Below are 18455 nucleotides of genomic sequence, written 5' to 3'. Positions count from 1 at the left end.
CGACTGGCAAATTCGTGAAAACGATACATTCATATGAATATGCCAAATTTAAAAGATCAACTAGCCGCTCAAGTGGCAAAAACACGTCAGATAAAACCAGAGTTTATGCTAGAAGTCGATAAACTCATCGTAGCAGCTCGCGAAACAGGCGTAGGTGCTCAGGCAATTGCGATTGGTCAACCAGCGCCTGAATTCAATTTGCAGGACGCACATAATCATCCAGTAGCATTGAACTCACTTGTACGATCAGGTGCTGTCGTGCTCGTATTTTATCGTGGCAGTTGGTGTCCCTACTGCAACTTACAGATACATGCCCTACAATCACGCATCCAGGAGATTCAAGATTTAGGTGCTCAACTAGTAGCCATCAGCCCACAAAAACCCGACAACTCCTTATCTCAAATCGAAAGAGACAAACTAGAATTCACAGTGCTCTCCGATCAGGATTGCGATGTTGCGATGCAGTATGGAGTCGCTTGGGACGTGCCCAGCTTATTTTTAGATCATATGCGCAAGGACCGTGGACTCGACCTAGTCGAAATCAACCAGGGCAATGGCAGCCGACTACCGATACCTGCGATTTTTATAGTCGATCGCAGTGGTCGTGTCATCTGGCGATCAATCGACGTCGACTATCGGAGCCGCGCGGAACCGGAAGATGTAATCAACGCCTTACAAAACTCACGCTGAAGAACTTACATAATTTGATTGCGTAATGCTTGCCCCGACTCGAAGGCTGCTAGATTCTTCAGAAAATGTCGAATCACACTGATAGACTCGCCGGCATGCCCCCCCGCTGTATGCGGTGTCATGTAGCAATTGGATAATTGACGCAAAGGATGCGATTGTGGTAGAGGTTCCGGATCAGTCACATCCAACCAGGCTGAATGGAGATGATTTGAGCGCAAGGCATCTGCCAAATCGATCTGGTTTACCGTGGTGCCCCGGCCAATATTATAAAAGGTGGCTCCCGCTTTCATCAGACTCAGGAATTTCGCGTCGACGAAATTCAAGGTCTCCGCGCTATCTGGCAGAATATTGACCACATGATCCACCCGACCCAAAAGCTCAGGCAAAGCGTCCAAAGCGACCGTACGTACCAACTCATGCCCAGTCGGCGATCGACGCACAGCAACCACTTCCATATCAAAGGGAGCTAGCAACTTTACAAACATTTCGCCAATGGCACCGTATCCCAAGATGAGTAGCGACTGCCCGGCTAAAGGTCGACACCCCGCACGCAGTGTATTCCATTCCAGAGTGCCATTCCCACATGTATTCTCGGCAAGCGCTGCCGGCAAGTTACGACTTTGCGCTAACATGAAAGACATCAAATGCTCGGCACAGGGTAAATCATATACAGACGAGCTGTTCGCGACGATAATATTTCGCTCCCGCACGCCCGCCCGAAAAGCAGGCGTATCATAACGGGTATATCCGGCGCTGGTGATCTGCAAAAATTTCAACTTCGGTGCAGTTAAAACATCCTCAGTCGTTGGTTGCCCCAACGCAATATCTGCCTGATAGAGACTTTCATCGTGATCAGCTGCGGCCAACACCGACGAAGCCCCGACCTGAGACTCGATCAACTCATGCCCTTGGAGCCCATCACACAACAACTGTCGTTCCGCATCGCCGAGAGAAAGATTACACCAAATTTTCATTTTCATAGTAAACACAGTTTCAAAGCAGGCGCCATGCCTCTTCAATTAATAATGAAATACCGAATGAACCGATAACCCCGACAACTTTTCGCGGCCCTTTAAATCATCGAGTTCAATCAGAAAAACCAGCTCTTCGAGTGCGAGCGAAAAGTGCTCTTGTAACAATTTGATGGCCGCCCCCACAGTGCCGCCGGTGGCCAGCACATCATCCACCACCAACACCCGTTGCCCCGCCTGCAAGGCATCGCAACTGATCTCCAAGACACTGGAACCATACTCCAACTCATACTCCTGCGCATGTGTCTGGTGTGGCAACTTACCCGCTTTACGAATCAAAACCGTGCCTGCGCCCAAGGCGTAGGCCAACGCAGATGCGAGAACGAAACCACGTGCCTCTATCCCAACTACGACATCAATTGACTTCTCAGCATAACGCGCACTCAACTGATCAACCAAAGCCTTAAAAGCCGGCCCATGTGCCAGCAAAGGCGTAAAATCGCGAAAAGTCACGCCAGGCTGGGGAAAGTCTGGAATGGTGCGGATGTAGGACTCGATATTCATAATAATTCTCTCAGAGAAACAGAATAACTCTATCCAAACCTCAGAACCAATAAAGAAAGTAGTTACACCACGAAAATTAAAATACGTGATAAACGCCAAAGCGAATCATCATACCCAGCATACAATCACCGAAGCTTCTGGCTTAAGTCATAACAGAGGCCACACCGGAAGCACTTTACTAAGAAAACTGCTGGATCTAAGAAAAAACCCAGCTGTCTCTTCAATGACTATCCGGGAAGTGCTTTTGTATCAAATTTTCAACGATCTCGGAATAAAGCAAGGGCTTGTGGTAGTAATCCACATTGTGCTTCTTGAGCTGTTCGATGTCAGGCGTAGCCAACATACCGGAGACCACAACGACCTTAATACCACGCGGCATAGCCTTTGTTTCGATGGCAAACAGTGAGCCATTGCCGTCCGGCACCTTTTGATCAGCCACTAGGATGTCAACATGCACACTGTCATCCTCCAAAATGGATCTAGCATGTGCAATATCGAGAGCTGCAAAGACCTTGTGCCCACGGCTTTCAATTTGCTCGCAAGCGACTGCGGAGAGCTCTGGTTCATCTTCAAGGAGTAGTACATTCATACAGCGGATAGGATTATTGACTAAATATTTACTTTTCTAACGTAATGATAAGCAAAACTACAAGCCTTAAACCAAATCCCTGCAATCTTCAGCAAACAGCTTTCAATCTACCTTAAGATATTGATTCAAAAACTGAATGACGATCGTAGCAAGGTCCAGAGTCTGAGGATGAAAATCAAAACTATGTCCATCTTTAGAGAGCTCCAAATAAAGATAATTCAAATTCAACTTTTTCAGATGCTGCACCAGCAATCGGGATCGCTCTACTGGAATAATTTCATCCCGCGCTCCGTGCGCAATCAGCATGGGCGGCATATTGGAATCAATCCAAGTCACCGGAGAAGCCTCGCGCTCGTTGGCTTTCGTTTCTTCTGGGGTCGCCCCTTCGAAAGGTGATACCTTGCGCCCGCGGATATCATAATCTCCATATAAGTTGACGACGCAGGAGACCGCATTCGATTCGTCCGTATAGAGACCGCTTTGGTTCAGCTCCTCGTTTGAAACGGTGCTGCCGAGCATCATCGCCAAATGCGCCCCCGCGGAGGCCCCCATCACTGCAATCCTATTTGGATCCACATTATACTGACTCGAAAATTTGCGTATAAACCTCAGCCCAGTTTTACAGTCATACAAGTTCGTCGGCCATGCCAACTTCGTCAGTTGGAAGCTTCCGTCTTCCTGTGTATCACCGACATTCAGCAAGTAGTTGATCGAAAAAACTACAAAGCCAGCCTTAGCTAAATCGTGGGCAATACTAACTTCACGCTCAGAAGCTTTATCAAGCAGTCGCCACCCGCCGCCATGAATCAGCAATACGGCTGGATACAGACCTGAAGTCGCGTTTTCAGGTAAATAGGCATCCATCTTCTCCTCACGATCAATTCCGAGGAAAGGAATGTCCTTAAAAACTTTGATTTGAGTCTGCATCTAATTTTTTCAAAGGATCAGCGAGAAAACGAATCACTATCTGTATCATTCCACAATCTCTTTAAGGTGCGGGCAGCCAATTTAGGCTGACGATCCCGGGTAAAGACTCCTTTTTTATTCCCCCCCACTCGATTGATGGTTTGTGCGGTTTTAAAGTCTGCAAAATTCCAAACATGCGCCCCAATGACCCAAGGCAATTCCCGAACTTTCAAATACTGGGCTTCGATCGTATCTGATTGATATTCCTCGGAAAAGAGCACCGGCGGATCACTATGCAAGCCAGCGACTGCGTCTGCCCCAAACTCGGCGAGCATGATCGGACCTTTAACTTGTTGATGAAAGGCTTCCAAATTTTCAACAAGCTTGCCCAGGGACCCCTGTATATCCCCCGTTTCATGATACCAGCCGTAATATTTGTTCACTCCCAACAAATCATAATGCTGCGCACCTCGGTTTTGCTCCGGCCACTCATGGGCCACATACATAATTGGGCGAGTCGAATCACAAGCGCGCGCGGTCTCAGCCATTTCACGGAAGAAACGTTCCCCCGCATCACTCTCGATATAGGGCTCATTTGCCAGTGACCACAGGATGACGCTGGGATGATTGCAATCACGCTGAATCAGCTCACGAATCACATGGCAGGCCTGCACTCGAAAATCATCTGTATAGACACGCTCTGAAAGTGACACAAATGGAGTTTCGCTGATCACTAAGAAGCCTAAGCGATCCGCCATACTCAGCATCTCCTCGGCATATGGATAATGTGACGTTCGAAACGAATTGGCCCCCAGCCAGCTCATTAAATCATAATCACGCACGGCAACTGCAGGTGCCCACGCCTTTCCCAAAATTGGAAAATCTTCGTGTTTGCCAAACCCTTTAAGGAAGATGGGCTCCCCGTTCAGCAACAATTGATCGCCCTGCACTTCAACCCGGCGCACGCCAATATCGAGTGTATATACATCCAGCAAAGCCCCGTCCGGTGACAATAGCTCACACTTAAGGGTATAGAGAAATGGATTACGATTCGACCAGAGCTGAACATTCCCAATCGTCAATTCCCCGATGACTTCATTCGACTCAACTGGCAATGTAACCGCTTGGTCATCGACGTTCATTTTAACAGACAATCCATCCGATTTACCATTCAATCGAAGCTTAACTTTCACGACACCAGTCGTCTCCTGGTAGTCCGTCTCGACAGCGATGTTCTCAATTGAATCCATCGCCGTAGCATACAGCAGCACTGATCGGTGAATGCCCCCATACGGGAAAAAATCGTATGGAACATCCGGATACCCTAATCCAAATCCGGCCCGGTCTTCCTCACGACGGGCCTGCCCCGGTGGCAGCGATTGGTATCTCAAAGTATTATCCACTGCGATGGTCAAGCGATGTGAGGCGCCAGGCTCTACAAATTCAGATAAATCGAACTCAAATGGAAGATGCGGCCCCGTGTGTCCGCCGACAGCTTTACCGTCAACCCAGACCTTCGCATTACCAGCAGTTCCACCGATTCTCAATCGAATGCGTTGCCCCTTCCAGCCAGCGGGTGCCCAAAAATCGCGTTGATACCAGCCTTCGCCATGAAACTCATGCAACTCTCTTAACTGCTCATTCCAACTACCGGGAACGGCAATTTCGACAGCGTCTTTGGGCAGTGCTTGCGTCCAATCATTCAACTCAGCATCGCCCTCTACATTAGGAGCGAATTGAAAGAGTCCGTCGAGATTGACGATTTCACGGCATTGGTTCGTTTGAGGAAATAACATTCGATTCTACTTATTTTATATTTCCCGGCAGCAATAGGCTCCGGTTGCTATTTAGCAAGGCACTAGACTTGCCCACGGCGCATCTCTAATTCGGAACGAATTTCTCCCATCCGATCGCGTTTAAGCGGATAACGAATAATGAAGTAAAGTGACAAGGACCATAAGACTAATGGCAGAAGTATATATACCCACTTCATTCGAAAAAGAGCCTCCGCGCTTTGCGCATCGAGGTTCGCATCAAATCCAGTCGACTGAAGGATAAATCCCCCCATCCCCGCACCAACGGTGAAGGCGACCTTAACAAACCATGAATAAAAAGCGTTCAGCGAGCCTTCACGACGTTGATCTGTATCCAGCTCATCATAATCAGCGACATCCGCCTTCATGGAGGGTAAAAACAGCCAAACTGCTCCAATCGCCCCCGATTCAAAGACTGAAGAAATGAGCCACAAATAAGGCATATCAGGATTTATAAATATAACATTCAAAGTATGCCCAAGAAAAGTCCCCGCGAGCATACAAGAAACGATTATCTTCTTATCCAAATACTCGCTCAACCAAGTCCAAACCGGGATACTGATGATGCCAATAACCATCACTCCGGTTGAACGCCATCCATTCAAAACAGAGGCGGCACTGAGATCTCCGTCGAATAGGATGTAAATACTCACATATTGCCCCAGTGTATTACTGATTGATGAACCTGCTATGAGGAAAAATGAGATGCCGATTAAATACCAAAGCGGGGCACAATGGAGTGATTCTTTAATACTATCGATCAACCCGCTTGATTTCCGATTAACAGTCGCAGTCTCGTAATAGCGCTCTTTGACAAAGATCGCTGTCACCAGCCCCATGATAACAATGACTATTGCAATCAACCAACTGGTCGCCTGCATACCGGCCACGATATCTGCCTCTCCGGTTTCTGGATCGGCGAATAATTTGCATGTAGCCAAGGCCATCACCCAGCCCCCGCATAAATATATAAATTTCCCCGAAATAGCGACCCAAGCCGAAAGACGCGTCCGCTCATCGTAGTTTGGCGTCAGCTCCATTTGTAAGCTGTAGAATGGGATCGACCACATGGTGAAACATGTGAAGAAGAGAATGCCAACGATACAGAGAGTCGTGAATTGTTTCACCGCCCCCAAGCCTTCGGGGATGCGCCAAAGACATAAATAAAGCGCCGCAGTCAACAGAGCTCCAATTAGAATATAGGGTCGGCGGCGGCCAAATCGGGTGCGCGTATTGTCGGAGATATTCCCCATGATTGGGTCCGTCAGTGCATCCCAAGCGCGCAGCACCATCAGCATCACTCCCAGTAGCATAGGCGAAATACCTAAGCCGATGTTGAAAAATGGCATCCACAGGATGCTGGTCGTCAAGCCTGCCGCCAAATAGTCGACTCCGTAACCAAAACTAAAGGCAGCCTTCTGCGGCAATGGAATGCGATCCGCATCTGGGATTCTGGAAGGTGAACCACTCTGTTTATTTCTGCTAAAAACCATTTGAAATGATGTGATTATTGATCGCTCGAGTTCACAACTGATTCGAGATCCGCAAGAAAGACACGCCGTGTATTTTCCCCCGGAGCGACACCATTAAAGACAACATAGCGCCATGATCGGTCCCATGCCGGATGTGGATCCACTCGCAGTGCATTGTTTGGCTGTGGCTCCGTGCGAACTCCGATGCGGGCGAGGCACCGCTCGCGACCGCTTTGAAGATCCACCCATCTCAATGGCACAGTATCATCTTCAAAAGCCACCGGCTCCCCAGCGTAAGCATCAGTCAAAACGTTTCGCTCTCCCGGATAAACTGTCGGGTGTCCGGAGCCAATGGCATCCGCATGCATCAGCTTCAGATCGTCCCCATGGGCGGCAACCTGAACAAAGCGCAGCTCATTGGCAAAACCACCCAAATTCATGGATAGTTTTTTTCCATGGGGAAACCAGTTGATATGATGCCCGCCCGGCTCCCAATGCCTGGCTGGAACGGCGTTACAAACCTCGGTTCCATCTGGCCGCAAGGTCAATACATCATAACGTATCTGCTGCTTGGGATCATCCGATGAGAGCAGATTAAAGCGCATGGCTCCATGCCTCGGAAAGCGGCGTATGGTAAAGATCAGTCGATCCGACTGCGGGCTCCATTTTGCATGGAAGCCGTAGAGCTCCCAATCGTCTAAATCTCCACCGTCGAGTTCTGGAATATAGCGCGCTGCTTCTGCCAGTGACAACACAAGGCGCCGTTCGCCTGTATTGAGATTCGTGACATACAAACCATCATCTTCGGGTGCGCCGATATTCTGCCCAATTTTCTCGCGTGGAATCAGAACTCCATACCCGATCTGGGTGCGAATCATTTTTTCAAGTGATGCGGCGGCAGCAAAACGACCATCCGGAGACACATGATACACGCCCCCTTTCGTTCGTTCAGAAGTGCCACGCAAGGGATCTAATTGGACAAGTTGCGGCTCCCAGGTCTGACAGTCCACATCGTTAAAATACAAATGATGGTCATCGATCCCCCAATTCAAATTTGCGCCCAACTGAGGCTCCCAGCCTGCGGTTTGTGCCACCACTCGCTCTTCGCCGGTTTGCAAATCAATCAGGACCACATGCCCCAAATCTCCCGGAGCATTCAACCTGTTTTCAAAGGGCATTCCAAATAAGGCCAGATAGCGCCCCGATGGACTGATCGGGCAGGTATCAAAAAACCGATGCAAACAAGCGCCCCTATGTGGCGTCATGCACCAAACAGGAACTTTCATATCCACCCCGCTCAGCGAGGGAAAAGATGTAGCTTTAAACTCAATACGCATACCGTTTCCTTACAAATTAAAACGAAAATCCTTCTGGTACAGTTCCCCCACTTGTCACATCTGGCCAACCACAGCTATCAAGATTCCGAAGAGCACAGCAGTAATCGCAATGAAACTTAAGAGTTCAATCAGTGGACAACTATGACAGGATAATGCAGCGCGAAGTGAAGTGTTCGGTGTTTTCATAACTAAAGCTAGGAATAGTCGAAATTAAGCCTAGTCCTGCCAGAAGAAGAACACACTATCCGCAGACATTTTGATTTCATCTCTAAAGGGGAAGACAGGTCCGGTGTGATGTAAGCCTGTCTCATCGATCCTTGCGGAATACCATGCTGCATCCAATTCAGTCATCGATTGAAGTGATACATTCTGCCCAACTCCGCTTCGGTTGATCAGTGCAAAACTCAGTTTTCCATTTGCACTAGCTACAGCGAAGGGCACGACCGCATGAGGCTGTGAAGATTCCGATGCGACCCGATTCCCTTGAAAGTATTCATTCATATAATGAAACACATGCGCAGCAGGTCGTAGATTTCCCTTACCATCACTCTTGCCATACACACGCTCCGTATCATTCCAGGCATTGGCAGCAGTCAAACCGGGCGTTTCCACTAGAGCCACCAACAGCAGTGCATCAAATACAGCTCCCTTATGGGTCAACATTCTGGGTTCCTCGGACCGCCAATTATAATTGATATTATATTCGTTCAAATGAACGCCAAAATCTTCCCGACCGAGGGCCTCACGTAATCGCTGAATCAACTCATTTGCATCCGACGCCATTACAGAAACTTTATCATAAATCACTGTATCCGTTTCGGAATTGTCTCCTGATGCGTAGGAATGGAAAGAGATAAAATCCAAATTTTCATTAGCATGGCGTGCGAATTCCAAGAGCGGCTCGATCGGCACTGGACTACAAGCAGCAGGGCCTCCCAGAATAATCGAATCATCCACGGCACGCATTGCCACCGCAGCACGATTATACAATTCGGCTAACGCAACCGGATCCGGTTGATTGCCTTTTTTAGGAATTCTCCAATAGGCAAAATCACGTTCGTTAGTAATCTCCCAATACTTAACATTCAGCCCGAGCTCGATATTTACATAGCGAACCAAATCGGCACACAAATCAGCGAAATCATCGATACGATCCAAATCGAGGCGGCCATCTTCATCCGCATCAAAACTATTAGGCCAGCGATATATATTTATTAATAGTTCCGTTTCGGGAGGTAACTTTGCGGCCAAGAGAGAGCCTTTTATTTTATCATAGTCCCAGGTTTCTTCGCCTGTTCGCATCCAGGACTTCTGAATCTGCGCGGAGCTATGCACGCGCAACAGACGAGGCTGAAGATACTTCATTAAGGGCGCCCAATCCGGACGCGAAACACGCTCTTCAAACAACATAGCCGGGCTATTCATCGAATAAACATAAGGCGGTATCTCTTTCAATACAGTCTGCCAATCGAACACGACTTGTGTTTCATTTGACTGAATGCTCTGGCTCTTCGTTTCCTCTGTTAGTGTGATGGTCGCATTCGCCGCATCCGGCGCATCAAAATCGGATCGAGTTTGAACCGACGGTTCCAACCCCAAATCAGCGGCCATCACTTCACTCACTGCAATGGCCCAAACACAGATGACTGAGATATATCTTTTATGAATCATAGCGGGTAGTTTCATGTTAAAACTGTTTCCTGAGCATGATTGAGCGGCAAATCGAGTACATCTCGGATCGTATCCCCCGTCCGCGCAGCGGCTGTTTCGACTTGAGCCAATGCGCCTTCAACCTGCGCACAAGCGAGCGCTGGATCGTGTATAATCTGCTGAAGGCAGGCACTCACTACGTTCGGTTCCACAGCATCAATATCGTGTAACCAAGGCTTGAGTCCTATATCGGCAAACATCGTCGCTTTGACTCCATGCTTACGGCTATAGTAATGAATGGCGGGCACCTTATTCGCTAAGGCGATGATACAAGAATGCGGCTCCATCGAGACCAGTGCTGCAGCTTGGGAATAAACCGCGGCAGCCTCTTCAACTGTCCAAAAAGAGTCTCTCCATACCACATGTTCACGTATCGCATCAGGCAGGCGCTCCAAAAGCATCGTATGGGCATTGCCGATTTCTTTATCAACCTCAGGAGCCAGCAAGACGGGTTTTCCGGTGGTCTCCACCCAATCAATAATCACTTGCCGTAATGCCGCGCTCCAGCGCTCATTCTCGAGACGATCCGATTCACTGATGACTTTTGGATTTAGAACAGATGCTGCTCCTGCATGTAAATTCGGTGAATTACTGCGTAAAGTCACCGAAAGAAACGTTCCAGCCTCCAAATGATTCTCCGATAGGTATGCCTGCCCCTGACTGCGGTTCATCACATCGATGCCAAAGCAACCATCAGGTCCGAAATCCATAACAGGGGCATGCACACCGCACTCTTTTAAGTAATTCAAAGATAAACGATCGCGGCAAAATATGAACGCCGATTGCGATAACCAGTCAACCAGTTCATCGCGACCTTCTTCCGCAAATCCATCAAATGACTGGCCATAGATTCCAAAAGGCTTATTCGCACGCATACAAGCACGCAGCAACCAGGGTTTAAGTCCATAAAACTGGTTGTAGTGCATGCCAGAATTTTGAATCACTAAATCGCATTCCTCAAAAGCCGAAGTCAAACGAGGATGCGTGAACAAACCGTTCTCATCGCAATGCTCCTGGCTCTCTGCGACGATAAACTCAACATTCCGAAAACGCCCTTGAAGCATACTCAGCACAGCTTCATTCGCATTGATTAAATAAACCGTCACACCAGCTGCTGGAACATACTGCTCCAAAAAACGCAGCGTTCCTGGCGTGTGGCCAACATCTCCAATATTACAGGTCTGCCAGCCACTAAATAGTAAAATATGCTTGGAATTTGACATAGGTATTGCGTGCGCAACCACCAATAAAGTGAGCTACGTAGTTTATTTAAATAGAAGTGCCTCTTTTCTCTACCCGTTTGTTATCGGCGCACACCGCGGCGGAGAAACAAACATAGCACTGAAGCGCCCATGATAAAGCTGAATGACGACGGCTCTGGGATCACTGAAACACTTACATTTTCGATCGAGAAGGTTTCCCCATTCGATAGGCTGGAAGACGACAATTGAATTGCAATCGTATCAAAGCTGAATGTATCCGGATCTGCATCCGAGCGAGTAAGCTCGTAACCATTTACGGATGAAACAATCGTGAGTCCGCTCACAGTTCGCTCGATGCTCAACATCAGATTGGCGGATGTATCCGCGAACATACCGATTGTTGACGCATTACTCGCTCCAAGCTGCTCATTAACGGATGAACTACTCGCAAAGATGGCGTCACTCGTCCCTATACGCTCATACAAATCATACGAATCACTCGATGCCGATGGATTAAACCATGCACTGTATCCATCATAGCCATTGAATGAACTACTCTGAAAATTAGAAGCGCTTCCGGTAATCTGAGAATTGTTCGAATTGAATACACCAAAACGGATTCCAGTATCATTCACCTCACTCAATTGAACGCTCATATTCACAGATAAAGTCTCTCCAACTTGAAGTGCATAGGGCGCCCCAACATCCGTAAAGTATGTCACAAGGTTCAAGGTTTGCTCTGACGAAGTGAGCACAAGGTCATTGCCAGAGACATCAAACGAAGTCGCGTTGCCGCGTAGATACCAGGTAGAAGAATCTGGCAAATTCTGAGTAGTGCGGTCTCCATCACTAAAATCTTCGTTGAGCAGATTCGTTTCGGCATGCGCCACCTGGGCAGTCAGCGTTGAAATTGCAGTGAGAGCGATAAGACGGAGGTATTTAGGGTTTAGTTTCATCACATAATGCCTGCTGAAAATATCACTTGCCACAAGAGAAGCGTTGTTTTAATCGTAAAACAATGGAGCAGCGTTCCCGTCCCAGAATGAAAGAAATCGCAGAAGTCGCCGACTGCAGTATAATGACCGTATCGCTCGCGCTGCGAAATAGCCCGAAACTCTCTCCCCAAACCCGCGACCGAATACAAAAAATCGCAAAGGATTTGGGCTATCATCCGAACCCCATGGTCTCGGCACTCATGACGAATCGGAGGCAGAGTCAACAAACCGACTCGGATGTGATTGCTGTTTTAACAAAATTCGACACTCCGGTACAAAAAACAAAAAACTTGGACATTTTCTATAAAGACCTCTGGCGCGGGCTTGATGAACGCGCCAAAGAGTTGGGCTTCCGCCTCGAAGAATTTCCAGTTTATTTCAAGCGCCAAGCCAAGGGAGAGGAATTGACACGTATCCTCAAAGCACGGGGGATTCGCGCCATCATCCTCTTACCAGGTGGTGGCATGGAACGCGATTTCCCAAATCTGGAATGGCAGCACTTCTGCACAGTTGCAGCCGCATTTCACTCAAAGCGAACACAAGTCCACCGTATCGCCTCCGACCATGCCCAGGCAATGGACACTGCCCTGGCACAAATAGAAGCACTGGGATACCGCCGTCCGGGACTTGCGATGACTGCTTTTTTAGACCCATCGATCCGCTACGCAATGTCAGGACGGTTCTTCGTTTGGCAGCAGACGATGTCCAAGAGTTGCCAAATTCCTTTAATCCCATCCAAGGCAGAATTTATCACACGGGAGCTATTTACAAAATGGTATCAAACGTATCAGCCTGACCTGATACTGTCGCTGGATCCCATGGTTCCCGAGTGGCTGAAAGAACTCCCTGGTGGAAAGCAGTCTGGATTTGTTTACCTCGCGAAAAAGAGCACCGACCAACTGGCCGGAGTCAATCTGCGCACCTACGATGTCGGACGCGCGGCGATCAATACATTGGCCCGTGAGCTCTACTTGAATCACTATGGACTCCCTAAAATTCCAGAACTCATCCTCGTCCAGGGAGAATGGGAACCAGGCAGCAGCGCGCCAGGTTTAAGAGCTTGAAATACATGCTGGTATTCTAAAGTAGAATCTATCTTCTGATCCGCGTTGCGCTTCCAGCGGAACAACTTATTGATCTTATACGACCAATTCAAACTGACTACCAAACAATGCCTACACTCAAACAACTCATCGATAACAACCGACAGTGGGTTCAGGACACAATGAAGGAAGATCCTACCTTTTTTGACAAGTTGTCCACCCAGCAGAATCCAGACTACCTCTGGATTGGCTGCTCCGACAGCCGCGTGCCGGCCAATCAAATCACCGGGCTGATGCCTGGCGAAGTTTTCGTACACCGCAATATCGCCAATGTCGTGGTTCACACGGACCTCAACCTATTGTCCGTCCTGCAATACGCAGTCGACGTGCTGCAGGTCGAACACATCATGGTGGTCGGCCACTACGGTTGCGGTGGTGTCAAAGCTGCCTCGGAGAAAAAGCCCTTTGGACTGATTGATAACTGGCTCCGTCACATTCAGGATGTAGAAACACTATATACCAATGAACTGGCTCCCCTTCAAGGCGAAGCTTATTTGGATCGCCTATGTGAGCTTAATGTGTGCGCTCAAGCTGAAAATGTGAGACGCACCTCAGTCGTGCAAGACGCTTGGCGGCGTGGTCAAAAAATCGATATCCACGCTTGGATCTATAGCCTCAAAGATGGCCATTTGAAACCACTGCAAGACGCCATTCAAGCACCAAAGTAACCACACTCTTTCATACCATTTTCCAAGCCGCTCAATCGAGCGGCTTTTTTATGCAAAGACTAATTACTTGCATTTACGACATTTACTATCGAAATAGAAAAAATGAATACTACAGCTGCCCCCAACATACTTCTCATTACCAGTGATCAGCATCACTGGATGTGTATGGGCTACAACAATGCCGAGATAAAGACCCCCAACTTGGATCGTCTAGCCGCGCGCGGAATGATCTTTGACCGAGCCTACTGCCCAAATCCCACCTGCACACCGACACGAGCGAGTATTTTAACTGGCATGTATCCGAGTCAGCACGGCGCCCATACACTGGGCACGAAGCTCGATGAAACGGTGCCAACTATGAATGATGATTGGCAAAAAGCTGGTTACAAAAGCGCCCTTATTGGTAAGGCCCACTTTCAACCGCTCGCCTCAACCGACGCTTATCCCTCCCTCGAGTCCTACCCTCTCCTGCAGGATCTCGACTTTTGGAAAAGCTACGATGGCCCCTTCTATGGATTTGATCATTTTGAACTCGCGCGCAACCATACCGATGAAGCACATGTCGGGCAGCACTACGCCATCTGGATGGAGTCAAAGGGGTTTAAAAACTGGCGCAAATGCTACCAGCAGCCCACCGGCACATCTGAGGCTCAATACGGTGCATGGAATATACCGGAAGCCTTCCACTACAACACTTGGATCAGCGAGCGAACCAATGCTGTCATCGAGGATTATGCCGCCAAGAACCAGCCTTTCTTTATCTGGTCGAGCTACTTCGACCCCCACCCGCCCTACATCGTGCCAGAGCCTTGGGCGAGCATGTATGACCCAGATGCATTAACACTGCCGCAGGGGCGCGAAGGCGAACACGAAACAAACACGATTTTCCACAAGATCACCCAGATGGAGCATCCTAAGCTTTCTGACTACGGTCTGGATAAAGGTAAATGGATGCACGGGGTCGACAGCCATTTGCGCTCCGAATCCGAAAAGCGCAAGGATATGGCAATCTACTATGGAATGATCTCCTGCATGGATCATTATATCGGTAAAACCCTCGACAAACTCGATACACTGGGGCTCACCGACAACACTCTGGTCGTATTTACCAGCGACCACGGACACTATTTCGGGCAGCACAACTTAATCGCGAAGGGTCCCTTCCACTATGAAGATGGCGTCCGGGTGCCAATGATCGCAGCCTGGCCCCAACAAATCCAGGAAGGCGTTCGCAGCGATGCCCTGCAAAGTCTCGTTGACCTGCCGGTTAGCTTTCTTGCTGCCGCAGGCATTGAAAAGCCCCAGCAAATGACCGGACTTGATCAAACCGCAGTCTGGACCGGAAAACAAACCAAGCTACGGGACTGGTGCATCGTCGAAAACAATCACGAACCCGGAGTCTGCGAGCACAAGACATATATTGAACAAGACTACAAGCTCACCGTCTTTCGTACTTTCGATGACGGCGAACTCTACGATTTGAAAAACGATCCCGATGAATTTGAGAATCATTTTAACGATCCGGCCTATGCCGCAATTAAAATGAGGTTGCTCCAACGATTCATTCAGGCGGAAATGACTAAAGAAGTGATTCGTATGCCACGGATCGCCCCTGCCTGATGCCCATTCAATCATCCAATAAAATCAGTCTCCCTGCGCTCGACCGCGGCCTGCACATTCTCGATCAATTAATTCGTAGCGACGCCCCTCTCCGCTACAATGAATTAAAGGCCTCCTTCCCCGGCATACAGGATTCCACCTTATCCCGGATTTTAAAGGCACTCGAGAATTACGGCTACATCGAACGAGATGCAGACCTCGGCTACAATATTAGCTGCCAAGTCCGCGCATGGAGCCCCTATTTGAGCAATCAAACTCCAGACTTTGCCACACTGTCCAGAGAAGCAGTCGAACAGCTGGTCGAACATGGACGCGAATCGGCAGCGGTAGTGCAACTGGACCAGGAGATCCTGACGACCATCGCCTCCCGCTCAGTGCACAATGGTATCCAAGTACTTCAAGTCGGGGATCTGCTGCATTACGAAGCCGATCACGCCGCAGCGGTGGCCATTCTCTCGGCATTACCAGCGTCAAAGCGCCAACAATGCCTACACAGTACGACCAGTCGCTTTCCAGCTGACTATGACTTCGAAAGGATCCTCCGTGAGATGCGTCAGGAAAATGAATTGCTGATTGACCGCTCCCAGGAGCGTCCAGGCGTGTGTCGTATAGCGAAATCCTTCCACAACGGTGAACAGCTATGCGCAATTTTCTACTGTCTTACAGTCGAAGCCTGCCAAACCAAATTCGAATCACTCGCCCCAAGACTGATCCATAGCGCCCAACGACTCGAAGCTCAAGGCCAGGCCCCAAATCCGATCAGCAACCACTCAAGTCAATCTCATCGCTAGTGATCATGGGAACACGCTGTCCCATTTTCTTTTGAATCACCTGAAAGTGGTGTTCCTTTTCCGGAGTAATCAATGTAATTGCCTCACCGCTGGCTTCGACTCGACCGGTGCGACCAATACGGTGCAAATAGCCCTTGGGCGAACGCGGTAGCTCATATTTGATCACCAGTGAGAGGCAATCAATGTTGATACCGCGCGCCAATAAGTCGGTAGCGGTCAATACTGGAAACTGCCCCTGCTTAAAAACCTTCCAAAGTATCGAGTCGTGTCTGCTGCCCCATCTTGGAATGTATCGGCCAAGCGTTAATCTGATTCTACCGTAGTTTGAACATAAGATTGTCGGCCTTTGTACGCGATGACACAAAGATCAACACACGCTCTATCATACCGGTCTTAATTAGGTGGCGTAACAAAGACCCCTTGCGCGCCTGTGAGACATAATATCCATGCTGATAAATGTGTTCAAGCCAGGGGCGCACGCGCTCAGCCAAAGCACAGAACAGGGAAACGACCATCAGCCAGAAAAAATAGCTGTGCGTATTCCCAATAACGTCCCACATTAGCTGTAATGATGAACAAAAATACGTCTTTAAATGAAGTCGATTACTCGAGAATCAGCTCGGGACTGGGAATGCTGAGATCGACGCTCTCACTAGGCACAAATTTCACACCACTTACTTCAGTGAAGCGCATTTGCTCACCAATCTGACCGTCCTGCATCGCAAAAGTTCGATGCCCGGATGCTAAGAGCACACCATCGACATCGATCAAATTATCCAAACTCAGGAACTTTTCTGGCCCCGGGCCATTCGGTGCCACCAAGGGGTTCGTCACGATGTAATACCCTCCCTTCGTGAGCTTTGTTTCTGGATCGATCAATAACACATAATAATCGTCCGGTGAGTCGCCCGCTTCTTGCGTGTAAGTGATTTTCACTTGAGTATAGTCCTTCCCCTCAAAGGCCATGCTTTCAGAAAGTCGCTCAAATATCGCATTCTCATCGTTAAAAACAAAAGGAATACCGATGAAGTAATAAGGCGTCAGCGACCAAAACTGAACAGGCGGCGCAAACTGACTGCCCTTGGGAGCGATCCAGTATTGGCCTTCATACATACCGAAGCGAATATCCTTCCCCGGCACCTCATGCATCACATTCAAATTAGTAGGGTCCACCGTTTGCACGGTATCTACAATTGCTTGTGGGCCCCGATCGCTCATGTGGTAAGTCCAGCGAAATTGTAGCAGACCGTTGTTATACCAGCGCTCCGTACCACCGTGCGCCCGGATCGAGTCCATCACCAGCTCACGCCCCGGGTTCCCTCTGACCTCATGGCTGGACGCCGTATCCATAGTTTCATTGCAGCCCAGCAACCAAAGGCTGCACAGGGCGGTTATTGTCAGTGTTAAGAGCTTCTTCATAATATGTCAGTGCTACTTTAGACGCTTCAACCAGCAATCTATTCCTCAAATAATCAGGGTCGCATAACTCAAATGCAAACCGCTCCACTTGACCACAAGCATTCACGATTTATAAACGCCCCTCAGAAAGCGACTATCCGCGACTCAGAATTTACCGGCACCTCCGGGGTCTCAGTGAACATAAATGCCGACAGCTCGATCATTGAGCGCTGTATTTTTAGCAAAAACCTTGCGTTTGGCCTAAATTTCAATGGTGAGTCGCTCGCGGTATCGGACACTGTCTTTCGTGGACATACGAATGACTCCAGCAATACCAGAGTCGCAGCAGATCAACTATCCAGCAGCCTCACCGCTACAGCGAGTTTAAGAAACTGCCTATTTACAGGCAATCGATCCGAGCATCGTGGTTCAGCTTTAATCATCGCGCTAGGACGGGCCGACATCATCAATTGCACCTTTTCCGGTAACGCGGCGGCGCCAGAGCGCAACCGTCCTCATAAATCGCGGCGATGTTCACTTCAAAAACACGATTATCTATCGCAACATCAGCAGATACCTCAAATTTAGTCACAATTACCGATCCGACCCCCACCGGCAGGTAAGG

The 18455-nt window shown here is 48.8% G+C and carries 18 protein-coding genes; 6 read left to right on the top strand and 12 right to left on the bottom strand.

All coding sequences use genetic code 11. From position 1 onward, the window contains the following. The first annotated feature begins 39 nt into the window (after positions 1–39). Positions 40–690 carry a peroxiredoxin-like family protein gene (locus QEH59_RS12950; protein ID WP_308985800.1) on the top strand — a complete coding sequence of 217 codons (651 nt, stop codon included), beginning with the start codon at positions 40–42 and terminating at the stop codon, positions 688–690. 5 nt (positions 691–695) lie between these two features. Here QEH59_RS12950 and QEH59_RS12945 read toward each other — a convergent pair whose 3' ends face one another. The 10 genes from QEH59_RS12945 to QEH59_RS12900 all read right to left on the bottom strand — a co-directional run bounded on the left by QEH59_RS12945 (position 696) and on the right by QEH59_RS12900 (position 12211). Continuing rightward, positions 696–1670: a D-2-hydroxyacid dehydrogenase gene (locus QEH59_RS12945; protein WP_308985799.1), complete on the bottom strand. Its 975-nt coding sequence runs from the start codon at positions 1668–1670 to the stop codon at positions 696–698. Between the two features lie 39 nt (positions 1671–1709). Next, the gene (locus QEH59_RS12940) at positions 1710–2225 is read right to left on the bottom strand and encodes an adenine phosphoribosyltransferase (protein WP_308985798.1); all 516 of its coding nucleotides are present in this window, start codon (positions 2223–2225) and stop codon (positions 1710–1712) included. Between the two features lie 220 nt (positions 2226–2445). After that, positions 2446–2814, bottom strand: coding sequence for a response regulator (locus tag QEH59_RS12935; RefSeq protein ID WP_308985797.1), 369 nt, complete (start codon positions 2812–2814; stop codon positions 2446–2448). Positions 2815–2916: 102 nt separating this feature from the next. Next, positions 2917–3741 (bottom strand): prolyl oligopeptidase family serine peptidase, encoded by an 825-nt coding sequence (locus tag QEH59_RS12930; protein ID WP_308985796.1) that lies wholly within the window; start codon positions 3739–3741, stop codon positions 2917–2919. Positions 3742–3758: 17 nt separating this feature from the next. Continuing rightward, a complete protein-coding gene (uidA, locus tag QEH59_RS12925; RefSeq protein WP_308985795.1) occupies positions 3759–5516 on the bottom strand; it encodes a beta-glucuronidase in 1758 nt (585 codons plus the stop codon). 62 nt (positions 5517–5578) lie between these two features. Next, positions 5579–7027, bottom strand: a complete 1449-nt coding sequence (locus QEH59_RS12920; RefSeq protein ID WP_308985794.1) for an MFS transporter — start codon at positions 7025–7027, stop codon at positions 5579–5581. A gap of 14 nt (positions 7028–7041) precedes the next feature. Next, a complete protein-coding gene (locus QEH59_RS12915) occupies positions 7042–8292 on the bottom strand; it encodes a hypothetical protein (RefSeq protein WP_308985793.1) in 1251 nt (416 codons plus the stop codon). A 267-nt stretch (positions 8293–8559) separates the two neighbouring features. Beyond that, positions 8560–10014 carry a GH39 family glycosyl hydrolase gene (locus tag QEH59_RS12910; RefSeq protein ID WP_308985792.1) on the bottom strand — a complete coding sequence of 485 codons (1455 nt, stop codon included), beginning with the start codon at positions 10012–10014 and terminating at the stop codon, positions 8560–8562. Between the two features lie 11 nt (positions 10015–10025). After that, on the bottom strand, positions 10026–11276 hold the full coding sequence (locus QEH59_RS12905; RefSeq protein WP_308985791.1) for a polysaccharide pyruvyl transferase family protein: 1251 nt from the start codon (positions 11274–11276) through the stop codon (positions 10026–10028). Between the two features lie 80 nt (positions 11277–11356). After that, complete coding sequence (locus tag QEH59_RS12900) at positions 11357–12211, bottom strand: hypothetical protein (RefSeq protein ID WP_308985790.1); 855 nt, start codon at positions 12209–12211, stop codon at positions 11357–11359. 86 nt (positions 12212–12297) lie between these two features. Between QEH59_RS12900 and QEH59_RS12895 the strand changes: the two genes are divergently transcribed. From QEH59_RS12895 to QEH59_RS12880, 4 genes are all read left to right on the top strand, one after another. Continuing rightward, positions 12298–13314: a LacI family DNA-binding transcriptional regulator gene (locus QEH59_RS12895; RefSeq protein ID WP_308985789.1), complete on the top strand. Its 1017-nt coding sequence runs from the start codon at positions 12298–12300 to the stop codon at positions 13312–13314. 107 nt (positions 13315–13421) lie between these two features. Continuing rightward, entirely contained in the window at positions 13422–14021 is a 600-nt protein-coding gene (can, locus tag QEH59_RS12890) for a carbonate dehydratase (RefSeq protein WP_308985788.1), read from the top strand. Positions 14022–14123: 102 nt separating this feature from the next. Continuing rightward, the gene (locus tag QEH59_RS12885) at positions 14124–15641 is read left to right on the top strand and encodes a sulfatase family protein (protein ID WP_308985787.1); all 1518 of its coding nucleotides are present in this window, start codon (positions 14124–14126) and stop codon (positions 15639–15641) included. Further along, positions 15641–16432, top strand: coding sequence for a helix-turn-helix domain-containing protein (locus QEH59_RS12880; RefSeq protein WP_308985786.1), 792 nt, complete (start codon positions 15641–15643; stop codon positions 16430–16432). Before QEH59_RS12885 ends, QEH59_RS12880 begins: the two co-directional genes overlap by 1 nt. Here QEH59_RS12880 and QEH59_RS19010 read toward each other — a convergent pair. Together QEH59_RS19010 and QEH59_RS12870 are read right to left on the bottom strand one after the other, a co-directional pair. After that, entirely contained in the window at positions 16401–16796 is a 396-nt protein-coding gene (locus QEH59_RS19010; protein ID WP_308985785.1) for a helicase-related protein, read from the bottom strand. The genes QEH59_RS12880 and QEH59_RS19010 overlap by 32 nt on opposite strands. Before the next feature lie 239 nt (positions 16797–17035). After that, a complete protein-coding gene (locus tag QEH59_RS12870; RefSeq protein WP_308985784.1) occupies positions 17036–17851 on the bottom strand; it encodes a hypothetical protein in 816 nt (271 codons plus the stop codon). Between the two features lie 72 nt (positions 17852–17923). Here QEH59_RS12870 and QEH59_RS12865 point away from each other — a divergent pair, with 72 nt between their 5' ends. Then, complete coding sequence (locus tag QEH59_RS12865) at positions 17924–18418, top strand: hypothetical protein (protein ID WP_308985783.1); 495 nt, start codon at positions 17924–17926, stop codon at positions 18416–18418. Positions 18419–18455: the final 37 nt, after the last annotated feature.

Source organism: Thalassobacterium sedimentorum, assembly GCF_031127905.1.
In the GTDB taxonomy this organism is placed as follows: Bacteria; Verrucomicrobiota; Verrucomicrobiia; order Opitutales; family Coraliomargaritaceae; genus Thalassobacterium; species Thalassobacterium sedimentorum.
Note: the sequence above shows the minus strand (reverse complement) of the source record. Positions and strands in the feature narration are given on the sequence as shown.